Source organism: Swaminathania salitolerans, assembly GCF_007988945.1.
Classification (GTDB): domain Bacteria; phylum Pseudomonadota; class Alphaproteobacteria; order Acetobacterales; family Acetobacteraceae; genus Swaminathania; species Swaminathania salitolerans.
In genome coordinates this window covers 228,015-251,539 of record NZ_BJVC01000003.1, presented here as the reverse complement: position 1 = coordinate 251,539, position 23,525 = coordinate 228,015, and the positions used below count along the sequence as shown (strand labels likewise).

Annotated in this window: 25 protein-coding genes and 1 tRNA gene; 13 read left to right on the top strand and 13 right to left on the bottom strand. The window is 63.1% G+C overall.

The annotated features are described in order from the left end of the window. Positions 1-5: 5 nt before the first annotated feature. The gene (panC, locus tag SSA02_RS08305) at positions 6-848 is read right to left on the bottom strand and encodes a pantoate--beta-alanine ligase (RefSeq protein ID WP_147093594.1); all 843 of its coding nucleotides are present in this window, start codon (positions 846-848) and stop codon (positions 6-8) included. Further along, entirely contained in the window at positions 845-1,663 is an 819-nt protein-coding gene (gene panB / locus SSA02_RS08300; RefSeq protein WP_147093593.1) for a 3-methyl-2-oxobutanoate hydroxymethyltransferase, read from the bottom strand. Before panB ends, panC begins: the two co-directional genes overlap by 4 nt. A 191-nt stretch (positions 1,664-1,854) precedes the next feature. Between panB and SSA02_RS08295 the strand changes: the two genes are divergently transcribed. Continuing rightward, positions 1,855-2,952 carry a branched-chain amino acid aminotransferase gene (locus SSA02_RS08295; protein WP_147093592.1) on the top strand — a complete coding sequence of 366 codons (1,098 nt, stop codon included), beginning with the start codon at positions 1,855-1,857 and terminating at the stop codon, positions 2,950-2,952. A gap of 126 nt (positions 2,953-3,078) precedes the next feature. On the opposite strand, the gene SSA02_RS12735 is transcribed toward SSA02_RS08295, so the two are convergent. Then, positions 3,079-3,390 (bottom strand): hypothetical protein, encoded by a 312-nt coding sequence (locus tag SSA02_RS12735; protein ID WP_186807732.1) that lies wholly within the window; start codon positions 3,388-3,390, stop codon positions 3,079-3,081. 121 nt (positions 3,391-3,511) lie between these two features. On the opposite strand from SSA02_RS12735, the gene folP reads away from it, so the two are divergent. The 4 genes from folP (at position 3,512) to SSA02_RS08270 (ending at position 7,278) form a co-directional block, all read left to right on the top strand. Then, positions 3,512-4,417, top strand: a complete 906-nt coding sequence (gene folP, locus SSA02_RS08285; RefSeq protein ID WP_222591065.1) for a dihydropteroate synthase — start codon at positions 3,512-3,514, stop codon at positions 4,415-4,417. Continuing rightward, on the top strand, positions 4,414-5,331 hold the full coding sequence (gene folK, locus SSA02_RS08280; protein ID WP_246103742.1) for a 2-amino-4-hydroxy-6-hydroxymethyldihydropteridine diphosphokinase: 918 nt from the start codon (positions 4,414-4,416) through the stop codon (positions 5,329-5,331). The genes folP and folK overlap by 4 nt, the downstream gene beginning before the upstream one ends. Beyond that, the gene (gene folE, locus SSA02_RS08275) at positions 5,328-5,984 is read left to right on the top strand and encodes a GTP cyclohydrolase I FolE (protein WP_147093591.1); all 657 of its coding nucleotides are present in this window, start codon (positions 5,328-5,330) and stop codon (positions 5,982-5,984) included. Before folK ends, folE begins: the two co-directional genes overlap by 4 nt. Positions 5,985-6,051: 67 nt before the next feature. After that, positions 6,052-7,278, top strand: coding sequence for an SMP-30/gluconolactonase/LRE family protein (locus SSA02_RS08270; RefSeq protein WP_147093590.1), 1,227 nt, complete (start codon positions 6,052-6,054; stop codon positions 7,276-7,278). A gap of 312 nt (positions 7,279-7,590) precedes the next feature. Here SSA02_RS08270 and SSA02_RS08265 read toward each other — a convergent pair whose 3' ends face one another. Beyond that, entirely contained in the window at positions 7,591-8,307 is a 717-nt protein-coding gene (locus tag SSA02_RS08265) for an MgtC/SapB family protein (RefSeq protein WP_147093589.1), read from the bottom strand. Positions 8,308-8,487: 180 nt separating this feature from the next. Between SSA02_RS08265 and SSA02_RS08260 the strand changes: the two genes are divergently transcribed. Continuing rightward, complete coding sequence (locus SSA02_RS08260; protein ID WP_186807731.1) at positions 8,488-9,066, top strand: hypothetical protein; 579 nt, start codon at positions 8,488-8,490, stop codon at positions 9,064-9,066. Between the two features lie 237 nt (positions 9,067-9,303). Next, positions 9,304-11,670: a Hint domain-containing protein gene (locus SSA02_RS08255; RefSeq protein ID WP_147093588.1), complete on the top strand. Its 2,367-nt coding sequence runs from the start codon at positions 9,304-9,306 to the stop codon at positions 11,668-11,670. A 74-nt stretch (positions 11,671-11,744) separates the two neighbouring features. On the opposite strand, the gene SSA02_RS08250 is transcribed toward SSA02_RS08255, so the two are convergent. Further along, on the bottom strand, positions 11,745-12,380 hold the full coding sequence (locus SSA02_RS08250; protein WP_147093587.1) for a 3'-5' exonuclease: 636 nt from the start codon (positions 12,378-12,380) through the stop codon (positions 11,745-11,747). A gap of 297 nt (positions 12,381-12,677) precedes the next feature. Between SSA02_RS08250 and SSA02_RS12730 the strand changes: the two genes are divergently transcribed. Continuing rightward, positions 12,678-12,830 carry a hypothetical protein gene (locus SSA02_RS12730; protein ID WP_186807730.1) on the top strand — a complete coding sequence of 51 codons (153 nt, stop codon included), beginning with the start codon at positions 12,678-12,680 and terminating at the stop codon, positions 12,828-12,830. A gap of 68 nt (positions 12,831-12,898) precedes the next feature. On the opposite strand, the gene SSA02_RS08245 is transcribed toward SSA02_RS12730, so the two are convergent. Genes SSA02_RS08245 through queE form a run of 3 tightly spaced genes read right to left on the bottom strand, consistent with a single transcriptional unit; the run spans position 12,899 to position 14,788 of the window. Then, the gene (locus tag SSA02_RS08245) at positions 12,899-13,453 is read right to left on the bottom strand and encodes a 6-pyruvoyl trahydropterin synthase family protein (protein ID WP_147093586.1); all 555 of its coding nucleotides are present in this window, start codon (positions 13,451-13,453) and stop codon (positions 12,899-12,901) included. Beyond that, positions 13,446-14,147, bottom strand: coding sequence for a 7-cyano-7-deazaguanine synthase QueC (gene queC, locus SSA02_RS08240; RefSeq protein ID WP_147093585.1), 702 nt, complete (start codon positions 14,145-14,147; stop codon positions 13,446-13,448). Before queC ends, SSA02_RS08245 begins: the two co-directional genes overlap by 8 nt. Further along, positions 14,147-14,788 carry a 7-carboxy-7-deazaguanine synthase gene (queE, locus tag SSA02_RS08235; RefSeq protein WP_147093584.1) on the bottom strand — a complete coding sequence of 214 codons (642 nt, stop codon included), beginning with the start codon at positions 14,786-14,788 and terminating at the stop codon, positions 14,147-14,149. Before queE ends, queC begins: the two co-directional genes overlap by 1 nt. 220 nt (positions 14,789-15,008) lie before the next feature. Between queE and SSA02_RS12725 the strand changes: the two genes are divergently transcribed. Beyond that, positions 15,009-15,536: a hypothetical protein gene (locus SSA02_RS12725; RefSeq protein WP_222591064.1), complete on the top strand. Its 528-nt coding sequence runs from the start codon at positions 15,009-15,011 to the stop codon at positions 15,534-15,536. 5 nt (positions 15,537-15,541) lie between these two features. Then, positions 15,542-16,108, top strand: coding sequence for a DUF5384 family protein (locus SSA02_RS08225; protein ID WP_147093582.1), 567 nt, complete (start codon positions 15,542-15,544; stop codon positions 16,106-16,108). A gap of 146 nt (positions 16,109-16,254) precedes the next feature. On the opposite strand, the gene SSA02_RS08220 is transcribed toward SSA02_RS08225, so the two are convergent. Then, positions 16,255-17,265, bottom strand: coding sequence for an aspartyl protease family protein (locus SSA02_RS08220; protein WP_186807729.1), 1,011 nt, complete (start codon positions 17,263-17,265; stop codon positions 16,255-16,257). 128 nt (positions 17,266-17,393) lie between these two features. Here SSA02_RS08220 and SSA02_RS08215 point away from each other — a divergent pair, with 128 nt between their 5' ends. Continuing rightward, positions 17,394-18,422, top strand: a complete 1,029-nt coding sequence (locus SSA02_RS08215) for an MBL fold metallo-hydrolase (RefSeq protein WP_246103741.1) — start codon at positions 17,394-17,396, stop codon at positions 18,420-18,422. A gap of 36 nt (positions 18,423-18,458) precedes the next feature. Here the strand turns inward: SSA02_RS08215 and SSA02_RS12720 are convergent, their stop codons facing one another. After that, positions 18,459-18,602, bottom strand: a complete 144-nt coding sequence (locus SSA02_RS12720; RefSeq protein WP_186807728.1) for a hypothetical protein — start codon at positions 18,600-18,602, stop codon at positions 18,459-18,461. A 180-nt stretch (positions 18,603-18,782) separates the two neighbouring features. Between SSA02_RS12720 and SSA02_RS08210 the strand changes: the two genes are divergently transcribed. Next, the gene (locus SSA02_RS08210) at positions 18,783-19,685 is read left to right on the top strand and encodes an ABC transporter permease (RefSeq protein WP_147093580.1); all 903 of its coding nucleotides are present in this window, start codon (positions 18,783-18,785) and stop codon (positions 19,683-19,685) included. A 2-nt stretch (positions 19,686-19,687) separates the two neighbouring features. Beyond that, positions 19,688-20,452: an ABC transporter ATP-binding protein gene (locus tag SSA02_RS08205; protein WP_147093579.1), complete on the top strand. Its 765-nt coding sequence runs from the start codon at positions 19,688-19,690 to the stop codon at positions 20,450-20,452. A gap of 95 nt (positions 20,453-20,547) precedes the next feature. Here SSA02_RS08205 and SSA02_RS08200 read toward each other — a convergent pair. The 3 genes from SSA02_RS08200 to SSA02_RS08190 all read right to left on the bottom strand — a co-directional run bounded on the left by SSA02_RS08200 (position 20,548) and on the right by SSA02_RS08190 (position 23,448). Then, positions 20,548-20,624: transfer RNA gene (locus SSA02_RS08200), tRNA-Asp, on the bottom strand. A 176-nt stretch (positions 20,625-20,800) separates the two neighbouring features. After that, entirely contained in the window at positions 20,801-21,994 is a 1,194-nt protein-coding gene (locus SSA02_RS08195) for a phosphatidylinositol-specific phospholipase C1-like protein (RefSeq protein ID WP_147093578.1), read from the bottom strand. A 281-nt stretch (positions 21,995-22,275) separates the two neighbouring features. Continuing rightward, positions 22,276-23,448 carry a phosphatidylinositol-specific phospholipase C1-like protein gene (locus tag SSA02_RS08190; protein WP_246103740.1) on the bottom strand — a complete coding sequence of 391 codons (1,173 nt, stop codon included), beginning with the start codon at positions 23,446-23,448 and terminating at the stop codon, positions 22,276-22,278. Positions 23,449-23,525: the final 77 nt, after the last annotated feature.

Below are 23,525 nucleotides of genomic sequence, written 5' to 3'. Positions count from 1 at the left end.
CTTTGCTAAATAACGATATTGTCAATGAGTCTCACCGATCCGAGAGATGCGGCTGCCAGAAGGCGCAGGGCTCTGCCCTCCTGCTTCGCGGGTTCGGAAGGCGCGAGTGTCTCCGCATCGGCGCATACGAGATAGTCGATCCCTGTAAAGCCGGCTGTCCCGAGCGCCCTGCGGGCCGTTTCGAGGCATTCATCGGCCCGGTCTCCCGCTCTCAGGGCCCTGGCGCAATCCTGCATGATCGCGTGCAGCCGGGGCGCGATCGCGCGAGCTTCCGGCGAAAGGCGACGATTGCGCGAAGACAGGGCGAGGCCGTCGGCCTCGCGCAGGGTCGGGCAGGGAACGATCCCGACCGGCAGATCGAGATCGGCGACGAGCCGTCTGACGATCTGGAGTTGCTGCCAGTCCTTCTCTCCGAAAAAGGCCAGATCGGCGCCGGAAATCCCGAAGAGTTTCGTCACCACCGTCGCCATGCCATCGAAGTGACCCGGACGATGAACGCCCTCGAGACGATCCGCGAGGCCGCGAACCTGCACCTGGCTCGAAAATCCCGATGGATACATGACCTCGACCGAAGGAATGAAAACCGCGTCGGCTCCGGCGAGCAAAGCGATATCCTCCGCTTCGGTGCGGGGATAGGCAGCGAGATCGGTCTTGCTGTCGAACTGCGTGGGGTTGACGAAAATCGAGACGACAACCCGATCGCACCGGCGTCGCGCTTCGTCGACGAGGCTCAGATGGCCTTCATGCAGGGCACCCATCGTCGGTACGAGCCCGATACGGACCTGCTTGCTGTCCGCGCGCCAGGATGAGATCGTGTTTCTGATCGAGGCGATGTCGCGATGGATCACGAGGCAGCTCCGAAACTGTGTTCCTGTGCCGGGAAGCGCCCTGTGCGGACCTCCTCGGCATAGGCGTGAATGGCGGCGCCTGCATCCTCGGCAAGGGTCGCGAAGCGCTTGACGAATTTGGGCCGGAAGTCGGCAAACAGACCGAGCATATCGTCCACGACGAGAATCTGTCCGTCGCAGGCAGGGCCGGCTCCGATCCCGATTGTCGGAACCGGAACCTCGTTCGTGATCGTCGCGGCAAGGGCGCTGGGCAGTTTCTCGAGCACCACGGCAAAGGCGCCTGCATCGGCGACGGCGTGTGCATCGGCCAGAACCCGTCCTGCATCGGCGTCGCGACCCTGGACTTTGTATCCCCCCAGCGTGTTGACCGATTGCGGGGTCAGGCCGACATGCCCCATGACGGGAATGCCGCGCGCGACCAGAAACGAAATCGTCTCCTTCATGTGAAGGCCGCCTTCGAGCTTGACGGCTGCGGCCCCTGTCTCGGCAAGGAGACGGGCCGCATGACGAAAGGCCTGGGCCGGAGATTCCTCATAGCTTCCAAACGGCATGTCCACGACGCACAGGGCGCGTCCGAGCCCCCTCATGACGGCCTTGCCGTGCATGATCATCATCTCGAGCGTCACGCCGAGCGTGGAGGGCAGGCCGTGCAGCACCATGCCGACACTGTCGCCCACCAGGACGATATCGCATTCCGGGTCCACCAGCTTCGCGACCGGGGTGGTATAGGCGGTCAGACAGACAAGCGGAGTGTCTCCCTTCCGGGCCATGACGGCAGCGGGGGTCAGTGCCCTGACCGGGGTCGATACGCTCATGAGAGCCCTTTCACTTTCTGCTTTCAGCCCGTGCGCATGAGGCCGCAATGTTGCGCGCCGCAACCGTGTCGCGACATATCACGAAAAGGTCAGACGCGCGGCCCGTTCTTCTCTCCCTCTGTCAAAGGGTGTCAAGATGGGGGGAACCGGATAAGATGCCGCCAGAGCTTCTTGAAACAATGGAACAGATCATGGCTTCCGAAAGCGTTGCGCTGCCCTTCACCATAGAGCCCACGACCGCGCCGACCCCGGCAGATCATCGTGCGGATCTGATTGCCAACCCTGCATTCGGACGGGTGTTTTCGGATCATATGGCCATGGTCCGGTACAGCGAGGGGCGCGGCTGGCACGATGCGCGGATCACGGCCCGGAAACCGTTTCCGATCGATCCGGCAGCCGCAGTGCTGCATTACGGTCAGGAGGTTTTCGAGGGCATGAAGGCCTACAGGCTCGAGAGCGGGGGGATTGCAACATTCCGGCCCGAGGAAAATGCCCGTCGCTTCCAGGCCTCCGCCGCACGCATGGCCATGGCCGCCCTGCCGCAGGACATCTTCATGACCGCCGTGGATGAGCTGGTCAGGATCGATCGTGACTGGGTGCCGACGGGGGAGGGCAAGAGCCTCTATCTTCGTCCGTTCATGATCGCTACCGAAGTGTTCCTCGGGGTGAAGCCCGCCTCGGAATATCTCTTCATGGTCATCGCCTGCCCGGTCGCCGGGTATTTCGGAAGCGGCTGCGTTTCCGTCTGGGTGTCGGACGCCTATACGCGCGCCGCTCCGGGGGGGACGGGTGCTGCGAAATGCGGTGGCAATTATGCGGCCAGCCTGATCGCACAGCGGGATTCCCAGACCCATGGCTGCGATCAGGTTCTGTTCCTCGACAGTCGCGAGCAGCGTTATGTCGAGGAAATGGGCGGCATGAACGTCATGTTCCTGCGCGACGACAACACGCTGGTTACGCCGCCGCTCACCGGGACCATCCTGCCCGGCATCACGCGCGATGCCATTCTGCGTCTGGCACGCGATCAGGGTCTGACCGTCGAAGAGGCGCCGGTCGCCATCGACGAGGTTTTCGAAGGGGCGGCGACCGGGCGGTATCGCGAAGCCTTCGCTTGCGGGACGGCCGCTGTCATCAGCCCGATAGGGAGTTTCAGGCGCACGCAGGGGGAAGCCGTATTCGGTGACGGCAAGACGCCCGGACCGGTCACGCTCGCGCTCAAGAAAACCCTTACGGATATCCAGGCAGGCCGGACGAACGACCCGCATGGATGGGTACACATGATCGGCTGAACATCAACCATCATCCGGAGGGAGAGGGGCCGGTCCTGTCTCTCTCCGACAATGTCTCCTCCGTCTTCTCCGGCACAGCCCTTTCTTGCACAGCCCTCTACGGCACTGTTCCGGAGCGTTCCGTTTTCAGTAGTTTTCGTCGATCGCCTCGGGTGGCGGTGCGTGACGTGACGGTTCCATCGTGCGGGTCATCGCAGCGACTTCCGCATCGCTTGCAACCGGAGGCGGTGCCGTTCCTTCCCTGTCGGTCCGTCGCTCGAGCAGGACCGATTCCAGCGCCTGCGGATCCGCGGCTTCGGCCTGTCGGAAGAGCTGGGCGGCCTTTTCGCGATCTCCTTCCTCCTCTGCCCGGAATGCCGCTTCTGCCAGAGCGCGGGCGCTGTGATGCTTGTTGTCCTCGCCGTCGAAGGCAGGCGCATCGAACTGATCATTGGCCATGAAACATCTCCTTGCTTCGTAACCAACACCGCGCGCGGGACGGGGTTGCCGTTTTTCTGGACCTCTCTGCTCCCGTACTCTAAGAGCTTCTCTCCTCGCAGACATGACATGAACGGGTGACATGCAGGCCGTCAGCACCTCCGCCGCCGCAATCGCCGGATGGCACCGGCAACGCGATCGCCTCGCGGCTTCGATCTGGCGCGCGCATGAGGAGCGTGTCCCGCTCGTGATGGGGATCGTGAACGTCACGCCGGATTCCTTTTCCGATGGCGGGCAACACGACTCTCCCGGATCCGCGATCGCCCATGCGCGTCGTCTGGCCGACGAAGGGGCCGCCCTGCTCGATATCGGCGGAGAATCCACCCGTCCGGGTGCGCCCTTCATCGCTGCGGAAGAGGAGGCAGGACGCGTTCTGCCCGTGTTGCAGGCACTGGGCGGAGAAGAAACACCGCTCTCGATCGATACATACAAGGCCGATGTCGCCCGGCAGGCGCTCGCCGCAGGTGCCGTCATGGTCAATGACGTATGGGCCATGCAGCGGGACCCGGACATGGCGCCCCTTCTCGCCGAGACGGGGGCTCTGGCTGTTCTCATGCATAACCGGGCGGAGATCGATCCGGCGCTCGATCTTCGTGACGGGTTCCGACGCTGGTTCGACACGGTTCTCGCCCATGCCGGGAGAGCCGGTATCGAAAGAGGGCGGATCGTGCTCGATCCAGGGATCGGGTTCGGCAAGACGGATGCCCAGAATCTGGAAAGCATCCGTCTCATCCCCATGCTGCGCGAGACCTATGGCCTGCCGGTGCTTCTCGGGCTCTCGCGCAAATCCCTGTTCGGGCGTCTCCTCGGACGCGCCGTCGACGCGCGTCTCGCCGCGACGCTTGCCGCCGATCTCTACGGTGCGCGTGCGGGTGCCGCGCTCCTGCGGGTTCATGACGTGGCGGCCCACAGGGATGCCCTCGCCGTCACGACCCTGCTTGCCTGTCCTTCCTCCGGGCATCTTCCGGCCGGGAGGGCATCGTCATGAGCGCGTTCAGGGAAGAGGGACCGGAAGGGGAAATGACGGGCCAGTCCATCATCCGGGTCGAGCGTCTCTGCGTTTACGGGCATCACGGCGTCCTGCCGGAGGAAACCCGGCTCGGGCAACGGTTCGTGATCGATCTCGAGATCTGTGCCGATACGCGGGACGCGGTCGAGGGCGACGATTACACACAGGCGGTCTGCTATGCCGCTCTTTGCGAGCGTGTCGTGGCTCTGGTTTCCGGGCCTCCTGTCAGACTCATCGAGACGCTCGCAGACAGGATCGCCCGCGATCTTCTCGGGGCTTTTCCGACCATCGCCCGGGCCCGCATCCGCGTCGGCAAGCCCGGCGCCCCGATCGCTCATGGTTTCGACACGGTCAGCGTCGAGACCACCCTTTGGCGCCAGCGGAGCGTCGGGTTTTCTCTCGGATGCAATATGGGCGACCGGGCGGCGGCGCTCAGGATGGCGGTGACCTGGCTCGGTCTGGCGCCGGGTCTCGAGATCGAAGCGGTCTCGGGTCTCTACCGGACGGCGCCCTGGGGTGTGACCGATCAGCCGGATTTCTACAATCTGTGCGTGACGGGGCGCACCAGTCTTGCCCCTCATGCCCTGCTGCGTCTGTGCAAGGAGATCGAGACCCGTCTCGGTCGTACGCCCGGGATGCGCTGGGGGGCGCGCGCCATGGATGTCGATCTGCTCTATCTCGACGACTGTGCGGTTTCCGATTCCGTTCTCACCCTGCCGCATCCCCACATGACCGGGCGGGCCTTCGTTCTCGTTCCTCTGGCCGAGATCGCTCCGGCACAGAAAATCAGTGGACAATCCGTTTCGGACATGTTGGACAGGCTGCCCCGCGCGGCCGATGACGCCGTGCCCTGCACGGACGCCCCATTTTGCTTGACCGAGGACCAGACATGACGAAACCCGCAGCCGATCTCGTGGCGCTGGATGCCGCTCGCCACAAGGGGCAGGGCGGGGAGCGACCGATCGCGCCGATCGCCCTGCCGGAAGACGCGCAGGTCCGTATCGCGGCAGCGATGAGGGAAATCCTCCTCGCGCTGGGAGAGGATCCGGATCGCGAGGGATTGTTCGAGACACCGGATCGCGTGGCGCGGATGTATCTCGATGTTCTGGGCGGCCTGCATGAGGATCCGCGCGTACATCTGCACAAGCAGTTTCTCGCCGATCAGCACGAGGGTGCGGTGATCGTGCGCGATATCGGTTTTCACTCGATGTGCGAGCATCATCTTCTTCCGTTCTTCGGCAAGGCGCATGTGGCCTATCTTCCGGAAGCGGGACGGCTGACCGGGCTCAGCAAGATCGCGCGCGTGGTCAATGTGCTGGCCCGTCGGCCGCAGCTTCAGGAGCGCCTGACCGATCAGATCGCTGCCTCGATCATCGAGGTGCTCGAGCCCAAGGCGGTCATGGTGCTCGTGGAGGCGGAGCATATGTGCATGGCCATGCGCGGGATCCGCAATGTCGGCAGCCGTACCGTGACGACGGTCGTGCGCGGTGTCTGGCAGCGCGACACGGCGGCACGGGCGGAGATCATGGCGCTTCTCAAGGGCTGAGGATAACGTGTCCGTGTTTTGACGCTTCATCCATCGTGACGGATACGCGCCGGGAGGAGAGGGACCCATGAGATATTCCCACGCGCTATATCGTCTCGCGCTGCTTGTCCTGGTTCTGGCTTCCACCTCCCCCGGCAATGCTCTGGCGGAGTCGCCCGATAGCGTATCCGGTCCCGCCTCCGGTATCCCGCAAGGAACGACGCCCGGGGCGGAGGCAGGGCAAGGCGTTCCGCTGGTCAGGGACAGCGTGGATGCAGGATATGCGCCTTCGGGCAATGTCGAGGTGATCGGCCGTTTCTGGCAGGCCCAGCCCTCGGGGATCGCCCGTCTGCCCGATGGGCGCCTCGTTCTCGGATTTCCCCGGAGCCTGCGGGATCACGACGGCCCGCGCCTCGCGCTGTTCTGCAAGGGCGCGCTGACCCCCTATCCCGATCGCGAAAGCCAGAGCCGGTTCGTCTCGCCTCTGGGCATGACCGTGGATGCGCACGGCCAGCTCTGGGTGCTCGATGAAGGCATTCTCGCCGGCAAGGGGACCATTCCCGGCGCGGCGCGGCTCTTCCATATCGATCCCGGTGCGGGGCGGATCGTCGAGGAGATCCGCCTCTCCGCCCCGGCGATACGCTCGGACAGTCACCCCAACGATCTCCGGATCGATCTGACCCACGGTGAGAGGGGAACGGCTTTCATCACCGATTCCTCTCTCACCGTTCATCCTGCTCTTATCGTGGTCGATATCGCGACCGGCACCCAGAGGCGTATCCTGGCCGATACAGGCCCGGTCATGCCCCGTTACGGCTTTCTCGCCGTTCTCGACGGACAGGCATCGCGTTACGATCCGGATCACCCGACCATGGCGCAGGCAGGCGCGAACGGGATCGGACTGAGTGCGGACCAGCAGACCCTGTTCTGGCAACCGCTGACCGGTCGCACGCTCTATTCCGCACCTACGGCAACCCTCGCCGATCCGAGGGCGACGGAGACGGAGATCGAGTTCAGCGTCAAGGATGAGGGAGAGGCAGGGATGGGAGATGGCATGGCCACCGCACCCGATGGCCGTCTGTTCCTGACGGATATCGAGCGTCACGCCATCTTCCAGCGTATGCCCGACGGTCGGATCTCCGTCGTCGCGCACGATCCCCGCATGATCGCCCCGGACGGTCTCGCCTATGGCGATGACCATCTCTATGCGACGATCGGCCAATGGTCGCGTCAACCGGCTTTCCATGACGGCGAGGACAGGCAGCGCCTCCCCTATCTCCTTGTCCGGATCGCGCTTCCGCGAATCTCTCCCTGAAAATCGCAAGACTGCAGGAGGGCAAGACGGCGAGACTGAAAGACGGCGAGTTCGTGAGTTTGCGAGATCGTGAACGCCGCCGGCGGGGATCGAGCGTTCAGCACCGCCCAATCAGGACCGCCCAATCAGGACCGCCCGATCAGCATCGCCCGATCAGCATCGCCCGTTCGGAATCTCCTGCCCGGAATCGCTCCGGCCACCGCGCAGACGGTCTTTTCCCGGAGGTGCCCCGCCCGGAATGTCCGGCCAAGAATGCCCTGCCCGCAATGCCCTGCCTCGGGTCAATCCGTGCGGGGTATCCGGGTCGGGCGGTCAGCTGTCGTTGTTGAGCGACCACGATGCCGCGGCGACGCGCGTATCCGCCATGAGGAGGGCGACAAGACCTTCGAGATCGGACGGGTCGTTCGCAGAAACCATCAGCGAGACACAGATGGCGGCCTGTTCGTCATCCTCCTCGCTGATCGACAGCTTGCCGATCGTGTAATCCGCGTCTTCCAGCCGGGTTTTCAGGATCGCCGTCATGTCCTGCACGGATTGACGGCAGGTCAGGACGCGAAGCGCATAGCCCGCTTCCATCGATTTGGCCTGGAGCGGGATACGGTCGATGGCCCGCACGACCGGACGCAACAGGGTATTGCCCGCAATGATGAAAAAGGTGAGCAGGAACCCCTCGGCCAGCATGTCGCTGCCGACGCAGGCGCCGACTGCCGCCGAACACCAGAGCGTGGCCGCCGTGTTCAGACCGCGCACCGTCGCGCCTTCCTTGATGATCGACCCTGCGCCGAGAAAGCCGATTCCCGAAACCACATAGGCGATGACCCGGAGCGATTCGACATCGCCTGCGATGCGTTGTGCGAGATCGACGAAGGCGGCGCCGCCGAGGGCGACGAGCGCATTGGTACGTACCCCGGCCGTTCTCTGGCGATATTGCCGCTCCGCCCCGATCAGGGTTCCGAATACGAAGGCGCTGAGCAGGCTGATGCTCGTATCGGTGAAGGAGTGGAGATCGAAGGTCTCGAGAAAGCGCACGGTAGGTCCAGTCTTGAAAGGGCGGGCCGGCTGAGCCGTGTGTAACGCCAATAGGCGGGTTCAGCCAGAGTGCTCCGGTTATGTCGAGCGCTCCGGTTATGTCCGGCCTTGCACAATTTCTCCTCCTGACGAACGCTGCGTGCGTCTTGCGACTGACAACGATCATCGAGGAGCGGAGAGATGTCGAACCTCGCCCGGATACGGATGCGCTTTCCGGCCTTCGGGGCAATTCATTTCAGCGAGCGGCACGATCGGGTGATCGATGCCGGAGCGGCGGCCGTTCTGGATGCCGTCGGGACGCTTCAGGTCACGGAGGATCCGCTGATCCGGGCGTTTCTGGCGCTGAGAGAGCTGCCCGCGCGGATAAAAGGCGGAAAGCCGGTGACGCCCTTCGGTCTGGATCGTTTCACGCCCCTCGGACGGGAGGGGAATGAATGCCTGTGGTACGGTCTGGCGGGGGATTTCTGGAAGACGGATTTCGGGCTCAGGAACCGCGATATCGTCGCCGGGCTCTTTCATGGCCGTTCCGTGGATTGCCCGCTTCTTCTGCTGGAGTTCACGACGGAAGCGCTTTCTCCCGGGCGCTGTCGTCTCGTGACCCGAACGCGGATTTTCTGTCCCGACCCGCGCGCCAGACGGTTCATGACGCTTTACTGGTTCTGTATACGTCCGGCCAGCGGCCTCATCAGGCGCCGGATTCTGAAGCAGATCGCGCGTCGGGCTGAGACGGACGGGGCGGGAGGGTGTTTCTCGCGCTGATCGGGTTTGCGCTGATCGGGGCGGTCAGAAAAACGAGCGAACTGAGGATCTTGTCTCTAAATTCAGCAAATGAACCAAAAAAGACGAAAATTAATAAAGCGGTAGCGCCTTTTTTATTTTTGAAATCTTCCGACATAATTGATATCACGGAAACGTGAGCGATCTCCTGCAGGCCGGTATCGTCCGTGTGCGGGGGCGATCGCATGCGTGACGTCGACACGACTGCGGGAGACAGGAATGCCGATCAGGCGGAGAGGTACGCGATATACCGTCACGAGCGGTGCGACGCATTATGTCGGGACGAATTCCGTCACGTCCGGCGATCTGGTTTACGGCTTCGGGGCCGGTGGAACCGATCAGCCCGCGCTCGATCTCGCATCGGGTGGCAGCATCGTCGATGCGACCGTGAGTTCCGGAGGTGTCGTGGGCGCCGCGGCCTATGGCACGACCTTCGGCGGTACCGCGCTCGAAAGCGGGTCCTTCGCTGCGCTCAACGAAGGGACCGTGGTCAGCGCGACCGTGACGTCGCGTGCGGGCATCGCCGTGGGGACGCTTTCCGGCTATCAGGGGGGAGGCGGCCGCGCGATCGCCCCGCATCTGCTCGATGGCGGACAGGCGATCGTCGGTGGCGGCTATACCATCAAGGGACAGACATTCATCGGCTCGGGCATCATATCGGGCGGTACGTTCGATGTCGGATCGACGGAACAGCTGACCAGCGGTGGCACGGATAGCGGCAGTCTCTTCGGCGGCACCCAGATCGTCTCTGCGGGGGGGACCGCCCTGAACGATATCTTCAGCGCGGGCGTGCAGATCATCTCGGGTGGTCTCGCTTCCGCCACGGTCGTTTCTGCAGGCGGTACGGTCATGGTGGATCGGGGCGGTACGATCCGCCAGGTCACGGTCGGAAGCAAGGGTCTGGCGGTCGTGAGCGGCGGGGGTGTCGCCTATGGAGCGGTCGTTCAGGCCGGAGGCGGTGTCGTCATCGAGTCCGGAGGGACCGTGAGCGGAAGCGAGATCGCCTCCGGAGGATCGGAGATCGTGGAATCCGGCGGCGTCCTGAGCGGCGCGACGATCGATTCGGGCGGCACGCAGATGGTCGAGCCCGGTGCGACCGTGCGGGACACGATCGTTTCTGCGGGTGGATCCATGGTGATCGCCTCCGGCGCGACCGTGCTGCAGACCGTGGTCTCGGGTGCCCCCGGAGAGGATGGCCCTGCGGGATTGCTTATTGTCGAGCCGGGCGCGGTCCTGAGCAATACATCGGTCGGCTGGAAGGGGCGGATCGACATCGATGGACTGAAATACAGCTCCGGTGGCGCGATCCGCATCAACAACAACGTGCTCACCGTCACGCTGCCCGATGGGTCGAGCTGGTCGACGGTCCTGACCGGAAGCTACCGCGCCAGCGATTTTCATCTCGAGGCGGATCGCGACGGCAGCACGGTTCTTTCCTATGACAAGTGCTTTCTCGAAGGGACGCTCATCCGCACCCCCGAGGGATCGCGTGCGGTCGAGACGCTCTCCGTGGGGGATCGCGTTTCCGTTCTCGTTTCGCAAGACGGTGCGGCAGACGGTGCAGCAGACGGTGCGGGAGACGGGCGGGGGCAAACCCGGTCGGTCGTCTGGGTCGGCGCTACGGAGATCACGGCCGATCCGACTCTCAGGCCGGAGGAGGCGGGCTACCCGATCCGTTTCCGGGCCGGTTCGCTCGCCGAGCATGTGCCGGAGCGCGATCTCGTGGTGACGCCGGAACATTGCCTTCATATCGACGGGGCGCTCGTTCCGGCCCGGATGCTCGTCAATGGCGAGAGCATTGCATATGATCTCTCGCTCGGGACCTACCGGGTTCATCATTTCCGGACCGAGTCCCATGCGGTGATCTGGGCCAATGCCTGCCCCGCCGAGACATTGCTCGACGATGTGGGGACCGCGCAGCCGAGCGACGCCGATGGTTCCATGAGCTGGACGCGGGATGCGGCGGCGCCGCTCCGGGTCGACCGCGCCTTCGTCGAGCCTGTGTACCGGCGTCTTGCCGCGCGTGCCGGGCGCGATCGCCTGTCGGTCGATGCGGCCCCTGCGCCCCGCCCGGAGAGGCCCGACTACGAGACGCCCGGCTTCGAAACGTCCAGCCCGGAACAGCGCGGCTCCGATTGCCCGAATCCGGAGCTGACGAATCCGGAACTGCAGATCCCGGGGGCACCCGACGCCGAAAGCGCCGCCCCGGGCGTGTATCTCGAGGGCTCGGACGGAAACCTCTATCATGCCGCACGTCAGGTGAATGACATGATCGTCTTCCGTATCCCGACGGAGCTCGATGCGGTCCGGATCCGATCGGATGTCGCCAGGCCGTCCGAGACCGTCGGTCCGTTCCTCGACGATCGGCGCGATCTGGGGGTCCTGATCGGCGATATCCATCTCTGGGACACCCATCAGTCGCGCGACATAGACATTCATCTGACGAGCGACTCCCTCGATGGCTGGCACGATACCGAGGCCGGGCCTCTGCGCTGGACCCGGGGTAACGGATTGCTGCCTCTCGGGAAGCGGCCGCAGGGCGCTCCCGGGATGCTCGGCCTGACCGTGAAAGCGCGCGCCGCCTGACGCAGCGTGACCCTGTTACCGGCGGTTGAAGGCGGTCCCGGCGCTTCCGCGTGCCGGCGCCCTTTTCCTCGCGTTCAATCCTCGTTCCGGGCGAAGAGACGCGGCTGTTCGGTGTTCATCGCGCGTCCGGAGCGCAGGGCCGCGCCGCGGCGTACATGTCGTGCGCGCGTGAGTTCGAGCAGGGTTTCGGGCGGTGCGGTTTCGAGCTGTCTCATCAGGATATGAGCCGTCACATAGGCATCCGGCGCGGCTCTGTGCGCGGGTGACGCCAGAGTGCGATCGAGATCGAGGCGCAGCCAGTAGCGCAGGATCTGGTTCGTGTGACGCGGTGCGTCGGGCCAGAGTTTCTGGGCGATGCGCAACGTGCAGAGCCAGGGCAGCGCATCCGTGACCGCATCGGTCAGGAAGTGGCGCTCGAAGGCGATATGATGGGCGACCAGCATGTCGGGTCTGGGCGCGCGCAACACCATTTCACGCAAGATCTGCGGTGTCGCGGAGGGCGATCCGGGAGTGAAATCCGCGTCCGTCAGATGGTGGACGGCCTGGGTTTCCGGTGTGAGCGGCCCCGTGGGAGGAAAAAGACGGCTCGTGATCGCGCCGGTCTGCCAGGAGCCGTCATTCAGCGATACGTCGACCGAACCGAATTCGATGACCTCCGATGTCTGGGGATGGGCGCCGGTTGTTTCGAGATCGATGACACGCAGAAGCATGATCTATCAAGACCACGCTTGTGGCCGATATGACCAGCCCCGTTCTCCCATCCCGACAGGGTTTTGCGCGGTCGCGTCGAAATCCCCGCTTGAGGCGCGCATATGAACGGCAGAATGCCCGGGCGAGGGAAAGGCCGGAAACTTTACGCACGCAATACGTTGAGACCGATGCAGCAACGACATCGTCAGCGGATGCCCCATTCCATTATCGCCCCATTCTGTCATGGCCCCATTTTATCATGGCGACGCCGGATTGAGGCCATGTTTCCCTGTTGGTGTGTCGTAAAGGAGATGGTTATGAGCAAGACGTCGACATCCCCCCAGGACAAGAGCCATATCAGGGACACGCGATCCGATCGTGCTGCGCAATCCGAGATCAAATCGGACGATCACGGCGCATTTCGCGTGCATGTCCAGCTTCTCGGTCCGGAGTGGCCGCAGACGGCCTGAGTCATGGCGCATCCGGATGTTTTCCTGATGCGTCTTCCGCTGCGTGACGTCCGGCCAGATATTCCGGCTTATAGTTCCGTACCGAGATCGGAGATCGTCATGTCGGCCCTGTGCCACCAGACGGAGCGATCGGCCCCGGTTGCGGCTTCGGTCGTAACCGGAAGATAGGGCTCGGGCCCTCCGCTCAGCGTGACCGTGTTCGTCGGGGTCTCCTCAAGGCTCAGGCAGGTGCATCTCAGGATATCTCCGTCGTCGCGCAGGAATGCGGCCAGCTTCGCGTAGAGAAGGGCGGCCATGAGCTCGGTCGTCGGATCGCCCGGGGTGATCACGAGCCGGGTCATGCGTTCCGGCTCCCTCGTGCGGAACCAGTCCAGAAGCGGATCCTGCGACGAGATCTGGAAAGCGTGATCCAGCCGGGTATCGACGAAATCGTGCCAGCGCCTCTTTGCGTCCGCGAAAGGGACGATCACGTTCCCGGCGCCGTCGAGACGGGACGGGCGCGTCGCCTGCAGCGTGACGGTCACGAACTCATTATGCCCGTGAGGGATCGCACAGCGTTCCGAACTGCCGGAAATCAGCCGGTGTCCCATGCTGAAACGTCGGGTAAAACTCAGCTCAAGCATCGATATACTCCGACCATCCCCGGGCGCGCAGTTCGCAGGCCGGACAGGTGCCGCATCCGTAGCCCCAGTCATGCCGGTGGGTCCGGTCGCCGAGATAGCAGCTGTGGCTCTCTTCGTTGATGGCCCGTACCAGAGGCGCCCCCCCCAGAGTGGCGGCGAGGTTCCAGGTCTGGGCCTTGTCGAGCCACATGAGCGGCGTATGCAGCACGAAACGCTCTTCCATCCCCAGATTGAGCGCGACCTGAAGCGCCTTGATCGTGTCGTCGCGGCAATCGGGATAACCCGAATAATCCGTCTCGCACACGCCCGTGACGATGTGACGGGCATGACGTCGCACGGCAAGTGTCGCAGCGAAGGTGAGGAACAGCAGGTTGCGACCCGGTACGAATGTCGTCGGCAATCCGCTATCGCTCATCCGGATCTCGGCCTCGCGCGTGAGCGACGTCTCGGAGATCTCGCCGAGAATGCCGAGATCGAGCGTATGATCGGCCCCCAGACGCGGCGCCCATTCGGGCATCGCCTCGATCATCGTCTCCCGCAGGCGGTCGCGGCAGGCGAGCTCGACGGCGTGGCGCTGGCCATAGGCAAAACCCAGCGTTTCCACGCGCGAAAACCGTGAAAGTGCCCAGGCGAGGCAGGTCGCCGAATCCTGGCCGCCGGAAAAGAGAACGAGTGCGGTCTCGTCTGAAAGCATCAGGGTATTCCGATCAGCTTGTGTGTCTGCAGGGAGAGGCGCCATCGCGGGTTCTTCTGGCAGTAGGCCACGGCAGCCGCCGTGTTGGCGGCGCGATCGGGGCCATCCATCGGCTGCAACCAGAACTGCGAGAAATCCCATGAGTCGAACGTCGAGGGAGGAAGGGACTCCTGGGGAAAGACCAGTTTAAGCTCATGGCCCGAGCGCTGCACGATGCGGCTCGAGGGTTTCGGGCTGACGCAGATCCAGTCGATCCCCTCCGGGGCCTCGAGCGTTCCGTTGCTCTCTATCGCGATCTCGAAGCCCCGGGCATGGACGGCGGCAATCAGGGGCGGATCGACCTGAAGCAGTGGTTCACCGCCGGTGAAGACCACATAGCGCCCCTCCGACTCGCCCGCCGCTTCGTACCATCTGAGCGCCAGAGCGTCAGCCAGGGCTTCCGGCGTTTCGAAACGCGCGCCGCCGGGTCCGTCCGTACCGAGAAAATCCGTATCGCAGAAGGTACAGGCCGCCTTGTGCCGATCCTGTTCCCGACCGGACCAGAGATTGCACCCCGTAAAGCGACAGAAGATCGAGGCGCGGCCGGTATGGGCGCCTTCTCCCTGGAGTGTCGCGAACATTTCCTTCACAGCGTATGGCATCCACCGCATGTCGTCGAGCCGGAAGCAGGATGCAAGCGAAAAAATGCCCGGCTCTGCGCGGGATGCGAAAAGCCATGACGGACCGCAGAAGCGGCGTGGCGGGGAGACCGGGCAAAGGAAAAATAATTAATACGATATAAAAAATAATAGATATGGACGAATTGTGTATTTGATGAATCTTTATTCGAACATATCAGATTTCGCAGCAACAACATCTGAAATGGCCGTCCCCAACATGAAGTTCCGTCTGGTTCTCTGCGTCTCGTCTGTTCTCGCCCTGTCCGCCTGTGCGACCCCGGGAGAGGAAAACCGTGCCGATTCCTATACGGCCGATCAGGTCAACTCGCGGCAGGAAGCCAAGGTCGTCAATATTCTCGCGATTCTGCCCGCCAAGGTGCAGGTCAGCAACGCCCAGAACCAGCGCGCCGCGCAGATCGGCGGGGCCCTTCTCGGTGCGGGTCTGGGTGCAGGACTCGGCGCGGGTGTCGGTGGAACGGCGGGTCTCGGCGCTCTGGCCGGAATTGGCGGTGCCGGTGTCGGCGCCGGTGCCGGATCTCTCGTTCCCGGCAAGGTCATGGTGGCCGGTGTCTCGCTGACCTACACGCAGGACGGTCATACCTTCAACTCCGCACAGGTCGGCAAGATCTGCGAGTTCAAGCTCGGTCAGGCGATCATGGTGCAGACCGCGCCCGACGTCACGCGGATCCAGCCCAATGCGACCTGTCCGACCGGCAAGAACGCGGGCTGATCTCCATGCGGCAGCCCTGGAAAAATCTCGGTCTGGTCGTCGGCTTCGGGGTGCTCTGCGGCGCCGGGCTTATCGCTGGTGCTGCTCCGGGACAGGCTCAGACCGCGCTCGACGCACAGATCGGCGCGGTGGCCAATGCCGAACATGAGGAGCAGGAACGGTATCGGCGTGCCTATGAAGCGCAGGTCAATGCCTACAAGCAGGAAAAGGCAGCCCGGGAGAAACGTGCGGCGGCCCGACAGAGATCGGCAGACGCCCGCGCGCGGGAGGCGGCCGCTGCGGCGGCGGCAGACAAGAAACGCGATCAGGGTTACGAAGACCAGATGCGTGCCCTCGCCCTGGAGGAGCGCCGTCTGAAGCTTCAGGCGGCCAAGACCCGTATCGCCCGGGAAAACGAGTTCATCGATCGGGAACTGCACGAAAAGGATGCGGAAACCGACGTGATCAAATCCCATGCGGATGCCGCTCGCAATCTCAGCGCCGGCAGCAAGACCCTTCTCGAGAAGAAAGGGGAGCAGGCTGTGCTCGAGGGTCAGGCGGCCGTCAAGAAGGAATCCGGCTGGTTCCACTGAGGACCGGCTCCAACGGAGCGGCGTCTCCCCGTCTCCCCTGTCTCAATCGTTCCTTTCCCCGGACAGGGGCCCTGTGAGCTGGCCTTCTCGACTGTCCTGTTCGGATAACCCCGTCCGGATACCCCGTTCAGCCACGCAACAAGGCCTCAGGGATGTGCGGCGCCTGGGGGTGCGCGCATCTCCGAAACATGCTGGACGTACATGGCACCCTTGTAACTGATCCAGACCCGGGTGCTCTTCAGGAAATTGGCGCCGAACAAGGCGTAATCCAGCGTGTCTTCCTCCAGTATGGAGACGCGAGCATGATTGATGACGAAATCGCCGAGCGTTACCGCATCGAATATGTGATGATAGCTCGTAAGCTCTCCGTTCCCGATCGCATGGACGTCGGTATTCTTCCTGTCTCCGGCAATATCCTTGCGCGATAACCCCAGCTTCTGGCGGGCGAGATAGAAGGGAACGACCGTCGTCGAGGCCCCCGTGTCGAAAATGGCCGGAATGTCCTTGCTTCCGTCGATCCTGAAAGTGAGATGGATCTTGTTGTCGTCCCTGTCCAGCGTGATCGGAATGCTGTGGACCGTACCGCCCCAGAAGGGGGTGATGTAAGGACAGCGTTTCATGCCGAGGAGCTGCATCTCGTGATGCGGCATGTCGATCACCAGATCCGAAGACAGGAGGATCTCGGCGCCGAGCAGTCCGACGAGAGGAGGGAGGGGCGGCCTGGTCGAATGGAGCGACGATCGCGACAGGGCGAAATAGTGACCGGTATCCTTCCCGGTTCCGAGATCGAGCGTATCGACCAGAACGATCTGCTGGGTTTCATGGCCGCGCGCGCCGGTGGCGTCGATAAATTTTCCCGTGTAATCCAGTCCGATATCCCTGGTCGCATCCAGATACAGGACCGAACTGAAAGCGCCGGTATCGACCATGAACAGAACGGGTTTCCCATTCAGTCTCGCCTCGACCACGGGAATATTGTCCAGGCTGCGCAGAGGCATGCGCCCGATCGTCTCGACGACACAGTGCCCGTCCGGTGTCGGGGGCGTTGCGTCGCAGCCGCCAAGACCGGACAACGCGACGATGAAGGTCAGGAGGCGACGGATCGCGCAATGGGGCAGCGGATTGCCTGACCGGCTCTTGCCCATAACGGGCGTCATGTTGCTCCTGACATGTGCGCAACGGGGCGCCATGACGGTTCGGGAGGGCAGGGCCTTCATGATCCGGTCCTGTCGGCGGCGTTCATTCCATGGATATCCTCATTGCCACGGGGAAGAGAGAGAATAACATGAACAATAAATACACGCGATACAGACCGATGGAATTATTCCTGCTGCGTTCGATCAATATTTTTATCCTGTTCTTCGGCATATGTTTCTCTTCTCCGGCAATGGCGCAGGATTTCACCGTGACCGTTCTCGGCGCACGAGGCGGTCTGGATGAGAGCAATCTGAGTGCCTATCTGGTCCGCAGGACGGGTTCGTCCCGGGGGGTTCTTCTCGATGCCGGAACGGTTTTTCACGGGCTCGCCATCGCCGATCGGCGCCATGCCTTCGACGATGTGGCCCTCGCTCCGGCTCCCGGCACTGCGCGCACCCTCGCTTTGCTGCATCAGCTCGTCGGAGCCTATCTGATCAGCCATGCCCATCTCGATCACGTTGCCGGGCTCCTTGCCGTCTCTCCTGAGGATCCGGGCAAGACGATCTATGCCTTGCCGTCGGTCCTTTCCGTCTTCCGTGACGATCTGTTCAATCACAGGGTCTGGCCCAATCTGGCGGATCAGGGCGCGGCTCCGGCGCTCGGCCTTCTGCATTACCATCCGCTCGCCACAGGCAGGCGCCAGTCCCTGCCCGGAACGGGGTTGAGCGTCACGCCCTATCCGCTCAGTCATGCCGGGGTGGAATCGACGGCGTTTCTGCTCCGGTCGGGAGAGGACGCATTGCTCTATCTCGGCGATACGGGTCCGGATCGCGACAAGGGGGAAAACAGGCTCGCAGCATTATGGGACGAAGTCGCGCCGCTTCTGCGAACGCATCGTCTGAAAGGGATCGTCATCGAATGTTCCTATGACAATTCCCGACCGGACGGGGCATTGTTCGGTCATCTGACGCCACGCTGGCTGCTGCAATCGCTCTCGATGCTGGAGGAACGATCGGGCGTTTCGCTCAGGGGGTTTCCGGTTCTGGTCTCGCATATCAAGCCCTCGACGATACGGGACGGGGCGGAGACCGACCGGATCGCGTCGGAGCTGGAACAGGGCAATCGCTCCGGCATCGTCTTCACCCTTGCCGAACAGGGCATGACGATCCGGTTCTGAGATTACGCCCCCGACCGCCCGGAACGCGGTTTCGCCCTAGCGCTTTTCCCGGCCCTGATGCTCCTCCTGCTCGAACAGATCGGATCTGTTGATCCGCCTGACGAGAAAGGCAGCGAGGAGGGGGCCGGTCGCATAGGCGACGATCACGAAGGCGATCATGAAATAGTCGGCAGCGTGCATGATCTGGTCCTGCCGTCGGTTCGAAAGGGGAGTATAGTCCCGGAGCGGCCCTTAAATCCATCCCGATCGTGTCTGTCCGCGTCGCCGCGGGCGGATGGCTATTGTGGACATCCCTCTTGGAGGCCCCGGTCTGTCGGGCTAGAGCTGCAAAATGGAACGGATCAGCGAAGAGCGGGGGATATGAAGGCGACATCTGACGCAGAGATACCTGATGCCGGGGCATCCGGCGCGCAGGCACGCAGCGTGACGACATCCGGTTCCGGCGGCGCGGTGCTCGATCTCGCGCCGCTCTCGTTTGCCGGTGGCCTGCGTGCTGCCGGGCGGGATGTGAGAGACGGGCTGCGTCTCCTGCCGCTCGCATTTGCGCTGGGCTGGCTCGATATCAGGATGCGCTATCGCGGCTCCATGCTCGGCCCGTTCTGGCTGACCATCTCCACTGCCGTCATGGTCGCAGCGCTCGGCTTTCTCTATGCCACGCTGTTTCATATGACCTTGCGCGACTATCTGCCCTTTCTCTCGCTCTCGCTCGTGCTCTGGTCGTTCCTCTCCACGGTCATCAGCGAAAGCGCAGGGGTTTTCGTTCAGGAAAGCAGGCTGATTCAGGCCAGCAGAATGCCTTTTTCCGTCTATGCCTGCCGTGCCCTTATCCGCAATGCCCTGATCCTGCTGCATAATGCGGCCGTGGTCGTCGTCGTTCTGCTGATTTTCCGTGTGGTTCCGGGCGATCTGTGGCTTCTCGTGCCTGCTACGGCGCTCTGGATCGTGGACTGCATGGCGATCATGCTCTGTCTGGGCCTTCTGGGCGCGCGATTTCGCGACATCCCGCCGATCGTGGCCTCTCTGATTCAGGTCTTCTTCTTCATCACGCCGATCATCTGGCGCCCGGAGCTGGTCGGCCCCATGCGGCGCTGGCTTCTGCTCGATCCGTTTTATCCCCTGCTCTCGATCATGCGTACACCGCTTCTGGGGGAGAGTGCGGGTCTGATGGTGTGGGGGGCCGCTCTGGCGCATAGCGCCCTTCTCCTCATCTGCGCTTCGCTCGTCTTTGCCCGTTTCCGGGCGCGCATCGCCTACTGGATCTGACCATGAGCCGCATTCTCGTCGATCGCCTGAGCATCGACTTTCCGGTCTATCATGCCGATAATCGCACCCTGAAGAGATCGATGGCCGCGGCGGTCGGAGGGCGCACCCAGAAAAGGGCGGGAAGTGCCCTGATCGAGGACGATCGTCACCGGGTCACGGTATCGGTCCTGCGCGATATCGGTTTTTCGATGCAGGATGGCGAGCGTCTCGGGCTGATCGGCGGCAATGGCGCGGGCAAGACCACGCTGCTCAGGGCGCTGGCCGGGATCTACGAGCCTGTCTCGGGGCGCGTGCGTGTCGAAGGGACGATAGGCACCCTGCTCGATACCCAGCTTGGCATGAACATGGAGCTGACCGGCGTGGAGAACGTGCGTCTGCGGTGCCTGTTTCACGGGCTGGGGCGTCGCGCCTCGCGCGAGGTTCTCGAGGATGTCTCGCAGTTTGCCGGGCTTGGCGACTTCATGGCCATGCCGGTCAAGACCTATAGTGCTGGTATGCTCGTTCGTCTGGCGTTCGGCCTGGCTACGGCAATCACCCCCGATGTTCTGATCATGGATGAATGGTTCATGGCGGGCGACATCACGTTCCTGGCCAAAGCGGAAAAGCGGCTCGAGGCGCTGGTCGCCCGCTCGGACGCAATGGTGATGTCGTCCCATCAGCCGGAGATCATGCGGCAATGGTGCACGCGGCTGATCTGGCTCGATAACGGGCGGATCCGGATGGATGGGTCAACCGGTGAGGTGCTGGACGCCTATCTGGCGGGCTGAAAGCCGGGTCGCGCGTATCACTCGGGCGCGCGACAGGAAACCGCATTGTGGCGGCATGACGAGCCGTGTTTTTCCGTTTTGCTTTTCAGGAAAAGTGGCGCGAGTGACGGGGCTCGAACCCGCGACCTCCGGCGTGACAGGCCGGCGCTCTAACCAACTGAGCTACACCCGCATGAGGCACCTTTCGGCGTCCTGCGACCGTTTCGGAGGGAGATATTCGCCCTCGCCTTCGGTGAAGGGGGAACTACCAGTCCTGGTTTCCTTTGGCAACAGCCAGGAGGAAAATTTTTCCATTTTTTCTTCCTGGCCGCTTGTCCTGCATGACGTATGACGGGAAATGCTGGTTGATCAGCGTGTTGCAGGCTCGAGCAACGCGTCGCGGCAGCTCGCCGGTGCATTGACCGGATTGCAGCGCGTCAGGGCGCCGTTCGGGAATGTCACGACAAAATCGTGCCAGGGGGCCGGCTCGGCCCGTGGGTAATCCGTGCTGATGAGTTGCGCGCCGGAATCGAAAGCGACCTTGCGTCGTGACAGATCGTTCTGACGCGCTTCGAGCGTATCGCCATCCGAGCGGGTCCGGATGAGATAGCCCTCCCGGACGAGCTTCGGAATGACCCGGGCCGCTTTCTCGTTGTCCACCGGTTCGAACTCTCCCACTTTCTTGCCGACGAAGCCTTCATTGACCTCCGTGAAGGCGCATTCGGGGTCGCCCGGCTTGCCATTGGGAAACACGATACGCCCTTTCAGCGCCGGATGACCGACGAGATAGCGCGCCGTGTCATGAGGGCGCTCGAACAGGAACACGATCTTGCCGCGGGCTTTCGCCAGGCTCGGCCAGCCGTGATCGCGTATGGCCGCATTCAGGCTCGGTGCCGCGCCGCGCACATCATCGGGGGTAAGAATGCGCTCCCGGCCGAAAACCGCGATCAGCTCCGCATCCAGTGCGTCATAGGTGGCGGGGGTGAAGATCTCGGGCGCTGTGAACGGGACCTTGCCGCTCGGCGGCGCCGATTGTTTGGTTTCGAGATCGATGAAGATCGGCAGATGGCCCGGATGAGAATCGGACCATCGTCTCACGATATCGAGACAGGAACGCAAAGGCTGGCAGGTCGATCTCTGATCGATATCCACGATATGCATGACCTTGAAATCGCGCCCGTTCATGACGTCCGGCGAGACCGGATCGGGTTGGGGGGCGAGGCCCGAGGCCCGCAGCCAATCCGGTCCTTTCGGGTGGGCGTAGCGGCCTCCCTTCATATCGGCATAGAGGTCGAGTTCGATCTGCCGGACTCCATGATCGAGCTGCGCCGCGAGCGGCTCGTGATGATAGTCGAGGGATCTGGCCGCATCGGGGGCGACTTTCTTCAGCCAGCTCATGGTGGCCGGGTCCATGGCGCTCCGATAGCTGTTATGGGTCCCGATGATCTGGATCTGGTTGATCCCGACGGCCTCGTCCGCAGGAGCGGCCCATGTCGGGGGAGGGCAGAGGGCCGGGGTAAGGCAGAGGATCGAGGCAAGCAACAGGGAGGCTGGGATTTTCATGAGCGGGTCCTGTCAGAAGAAAGAGGAACAGGTCCGTAGAAGTGAAACAGAATGCGGGCATGTCGTAATGACAAAGCCGCCGTCATCAAATATTCACCGGATTTATGAAGCGAGACTTTCCGTCTCCGGGCCGTCGTTTCGTCTTTCTGATCCTGCCGTTCCGGTAGCAGCGCTCCCCGGGGTTTCTTCCTCTGCCTCGCTTGCGCTCTCATTCCCGTTCCCGTTCCCGTTCCCGTTCCCGTTCCCGTTCCCGTTCCCGTTCCCGGGGGAAGGGGGGAGGATCAGCGTTCCAGAGCGGCGCTTCGGCAGCTCGACGGGGCATTGACCGGGTTGCAGCGTGCCACGAGATCGGGACCGAAAGTCACGCTGTAGCCATGCCATGGCGCGGGCTCGAAGCCGGGATAATCCGTGCTGATGAGATGCGCCCCGCCATCGAAAGCGGCCTTGCGCCGGTCGAGCAGATTGTGACGGGCCTCGATCGTATTCGCGTCGGCCCGCGTACGCACGAGATAGCCCTCTCGTACCCGTGCCGCGATTTCGGTGGCGGCACGGGCGTTATCGACGGCCTCACTGCCATTGCCTTTCGCGCCGATGAATCCCTCGTTGATTTCCATGAAGGCGCATTCATCCGAGCCCGGGCGCGAATTGGTGAACACGATCCGTCCGCGCAGGGAGGGATGGCCTTCGATATAGCGTGCCGTGTCGTGGGGACGATCGAAGAGAAAGACGATCTTGCCGCGCGTGCTGTCGAGGCTCGGCCATCCGTGATCCCGGATGGCTTTCTCCAGTGTCGGGGCCGTCCCGCGCACATCGTCCGGGGCGACGATGCGCTTCCTGCCGAAGACCGCAACGAGCTCTCTGTCGAGGCGGTCATAGGTGGCGGGGGTGAAGGGCTCCGGCGCGGTGAAGGGCAGTTTCCCTCCCCCGAAGGGAATATCCTGTTTGGTCTCGAGATCGACGAAAACCGGAACATGTCCGGGATGGGCATCCGACCAGCTGCGGATCTGCTCGAGACAGGCGCGCAAGGGCTGGCAGCTCGACCTCTGGTCGATATCGACGATATGCATCACCTTGAAATCCGTCCCCAGCATGGCAGCGGGGGGCGTCGGATCGGAATCGGGAACGAGCGCGGCCCGACGTTCCCAGTCCGGCCCCTTGGGATGAGCGTAACGACCGCCCTGACTATCGGCATAGATATCGATCTCGAGCTGACGCACGCCATGATCGAGCTGCGCCGTGAGCGTGTCGTGACGGTAGTCGAGCGCTTCGGCGGCCTGCGGTGAGACGCGTCCCAGCCATTGCAGTGTCACGGGCGAGATATCGCGTCGATAGGAATTATGCGTCCCGATGACCTGGATCTGGTTCAGGCGGATATCGCGGCTTTCCGCCCCGGCCTCGGAACATGCGCCGGAAAGGACCAGCAGGAGCGACAGGAGGGAGAGCGGGCGGGTCATGACGGTCATCCTGAATGCGAATCGTTGCGGGATCTGAGCAGCCGGAACGACAATACAGAAGTCACGTTTCTGAGGTC

Excerpts from the sequence above, each read along its gene's own strand:
- queC (WP_147093585.1), bottom strand. The coding sequence starts at position 14,147 with ATGCTTTCAGACGAGACCGCACTCGTTCTCTTTTCCGGCGGCCAGGAT.
- panB (WP_147093593.1), bottom strand. The coding sequence starts at position 1,663 with ATGAGCGTATCGACCCCGGTCAGGGCACTGACCCCCGCTGCCGTCATG.
- SSA02_RS08205 (WP_147093579.1), top strand. The coding sequence starts at position 19,688 with ATGAGCCGCATTCTCGTCGATCGCCTGAGCATCGACTTTCCGGTCTAT.
- SSA02_RS12725 (WP_222591064.1), top strand. The coding sequence starts at position 15,009 with ATGGCCGTCCCCAACATGAAGTTCCGTCTGGTTCTCTGCGTCTCGTCT.
- SSA02_RS12735 (WP_186807732.1), bottom strand. The coding sequence starts at position 3,390 with ATGGCCAATGATCAGTTCGATGCGCCTGCCTTCGACGGCGAGGACAAC.
- SSA02_RS08270 (WP_147093590.1), top strand. The coding sequence starts at position 6,052 with ATGAGATATTCCCACGCGCTATATCGTCTCGCGCTGCTTGTCCTGGTT.
- folP (WP_222591065.1), top strand. The coding sequence starts at position 3,512 with ATGCAGGCCGTCAGCACCTCCGCCGCCGCAATCGCCGGATGGCACCGG.
- folK (WP_246103742.1), top strand. The coding sequence starts at position 4,414 with ATGAGCGCGTTCAGGGAAGAGGGACCGGAAGGGGAAATGACGGGCCAG.
- SSA02_RS08250 (WP_147093587.1), bottom strand. The coding sequence starts at position 12,380 with ATGCTTCTGCGTGTCATCGATCTCGAAACAACCGGCGCCCATCCCCAG.
- SSA02_RS08210 (WP_147093580.1), top strand. The coding sequence starts at position 18,783 with ATGAAGGCGACATCTGACGCAGAGATACCTGATGCCGGGGCATCCGGC.
- SSA02_RS08225 (WP_147093582.1), top strand. The coding sequence starts at position 15,542 with ATGCGGCAGCCCTGGAAAAATCTCGGTCTGGTCGTCGGCTTCGGGGTG.
- SSA02_RS08295 (WP_147093592.1), top strand. The coding sequence starts at position 1,855 with ATGGCTTCCGAAAGCGTTGCGCTGCCCTTCACCATAGAGCCCACGACC.
- folE (WP_147093591.1), top strand. The coding sequence starts at position 5,328 with ATGACGAAACCCGCAGCCGATCTCGTGGCGCTGGATGCCGCTCGCCAC.
- SSA02_RS08220 (WP_186807729.1), bottom strand. The coding sequence starts at position 17,265 with ATGACGCCCGTTATGGGCAAGAGCCGGTCAGGCAATCCGCTGCCCCAT.
- SSA02_RS08190 (WP_246103740.1), bottom strand. The coding sequence starts at position 23,448 with ATGACCCGCCCGCTCTCCCTCCTGTCGCTCCTGCTGGTCCTTTCCGGC.
- queE (WP_147093584.1), bottom strand. The coding sequence starts at position 14,788 with ATGCCATACGCTGTGAAGGAAATGTTCGCGACACTCCAGGGAGAAGGC.
- SSA02_RS08195 (WP_147093578.1), bottom strand. The coding sequence starts at position 21,994 with ATGAAAATCCCAGCCTCCCTGTTGCTTGCCTCGATCCTCTGCCTTACC.
- SSA02_RS08255 (WP_147093588.1), top strand. The coding sequence starts at position 9,304 with ATGCCGATCAGGCGGAGAGGTACGCGATATACCGTCACGAGCGGTGCG.
- SSA02_RS08215 (WP_246103741.1), top strand. The coding sequence starts at position 17,394 with ATGAACAATAAATACACGCGATACAGACCGATGGAATTATTCCTGCTG.
- SSA02_RS12730 (WP_186807730.1), top strand. The coding sequence starts at position 12,678 with ATGAGCAAGACGTCGACATCCCCCCAGGACAAGAGCCATATCAGGGAC.
- SSA02_RS08260 (WP_186807731.1), top strand. The coding sequence starts at position 8,488 with ATGTCGAACCTCGCCCGGATACGGATGCGCTTTCCGGCCTTCGGGGCA.
- SSA02_RS08245 (WP_147093586.1), bottom strand. The coding sequence starts at position 13,453 with ATGCTTGAGCTGAGTTTTACCCGACGTTTCAGCATGGGACACCGGCTG.
- SSA02_RS12720 (WP_186807728.1), bottom strand. The coding sequence starts at position 18,602 with ATGCACGCTGCCGACTATTTCATGATCGCCTTCGTGATCGTCGCCTAT.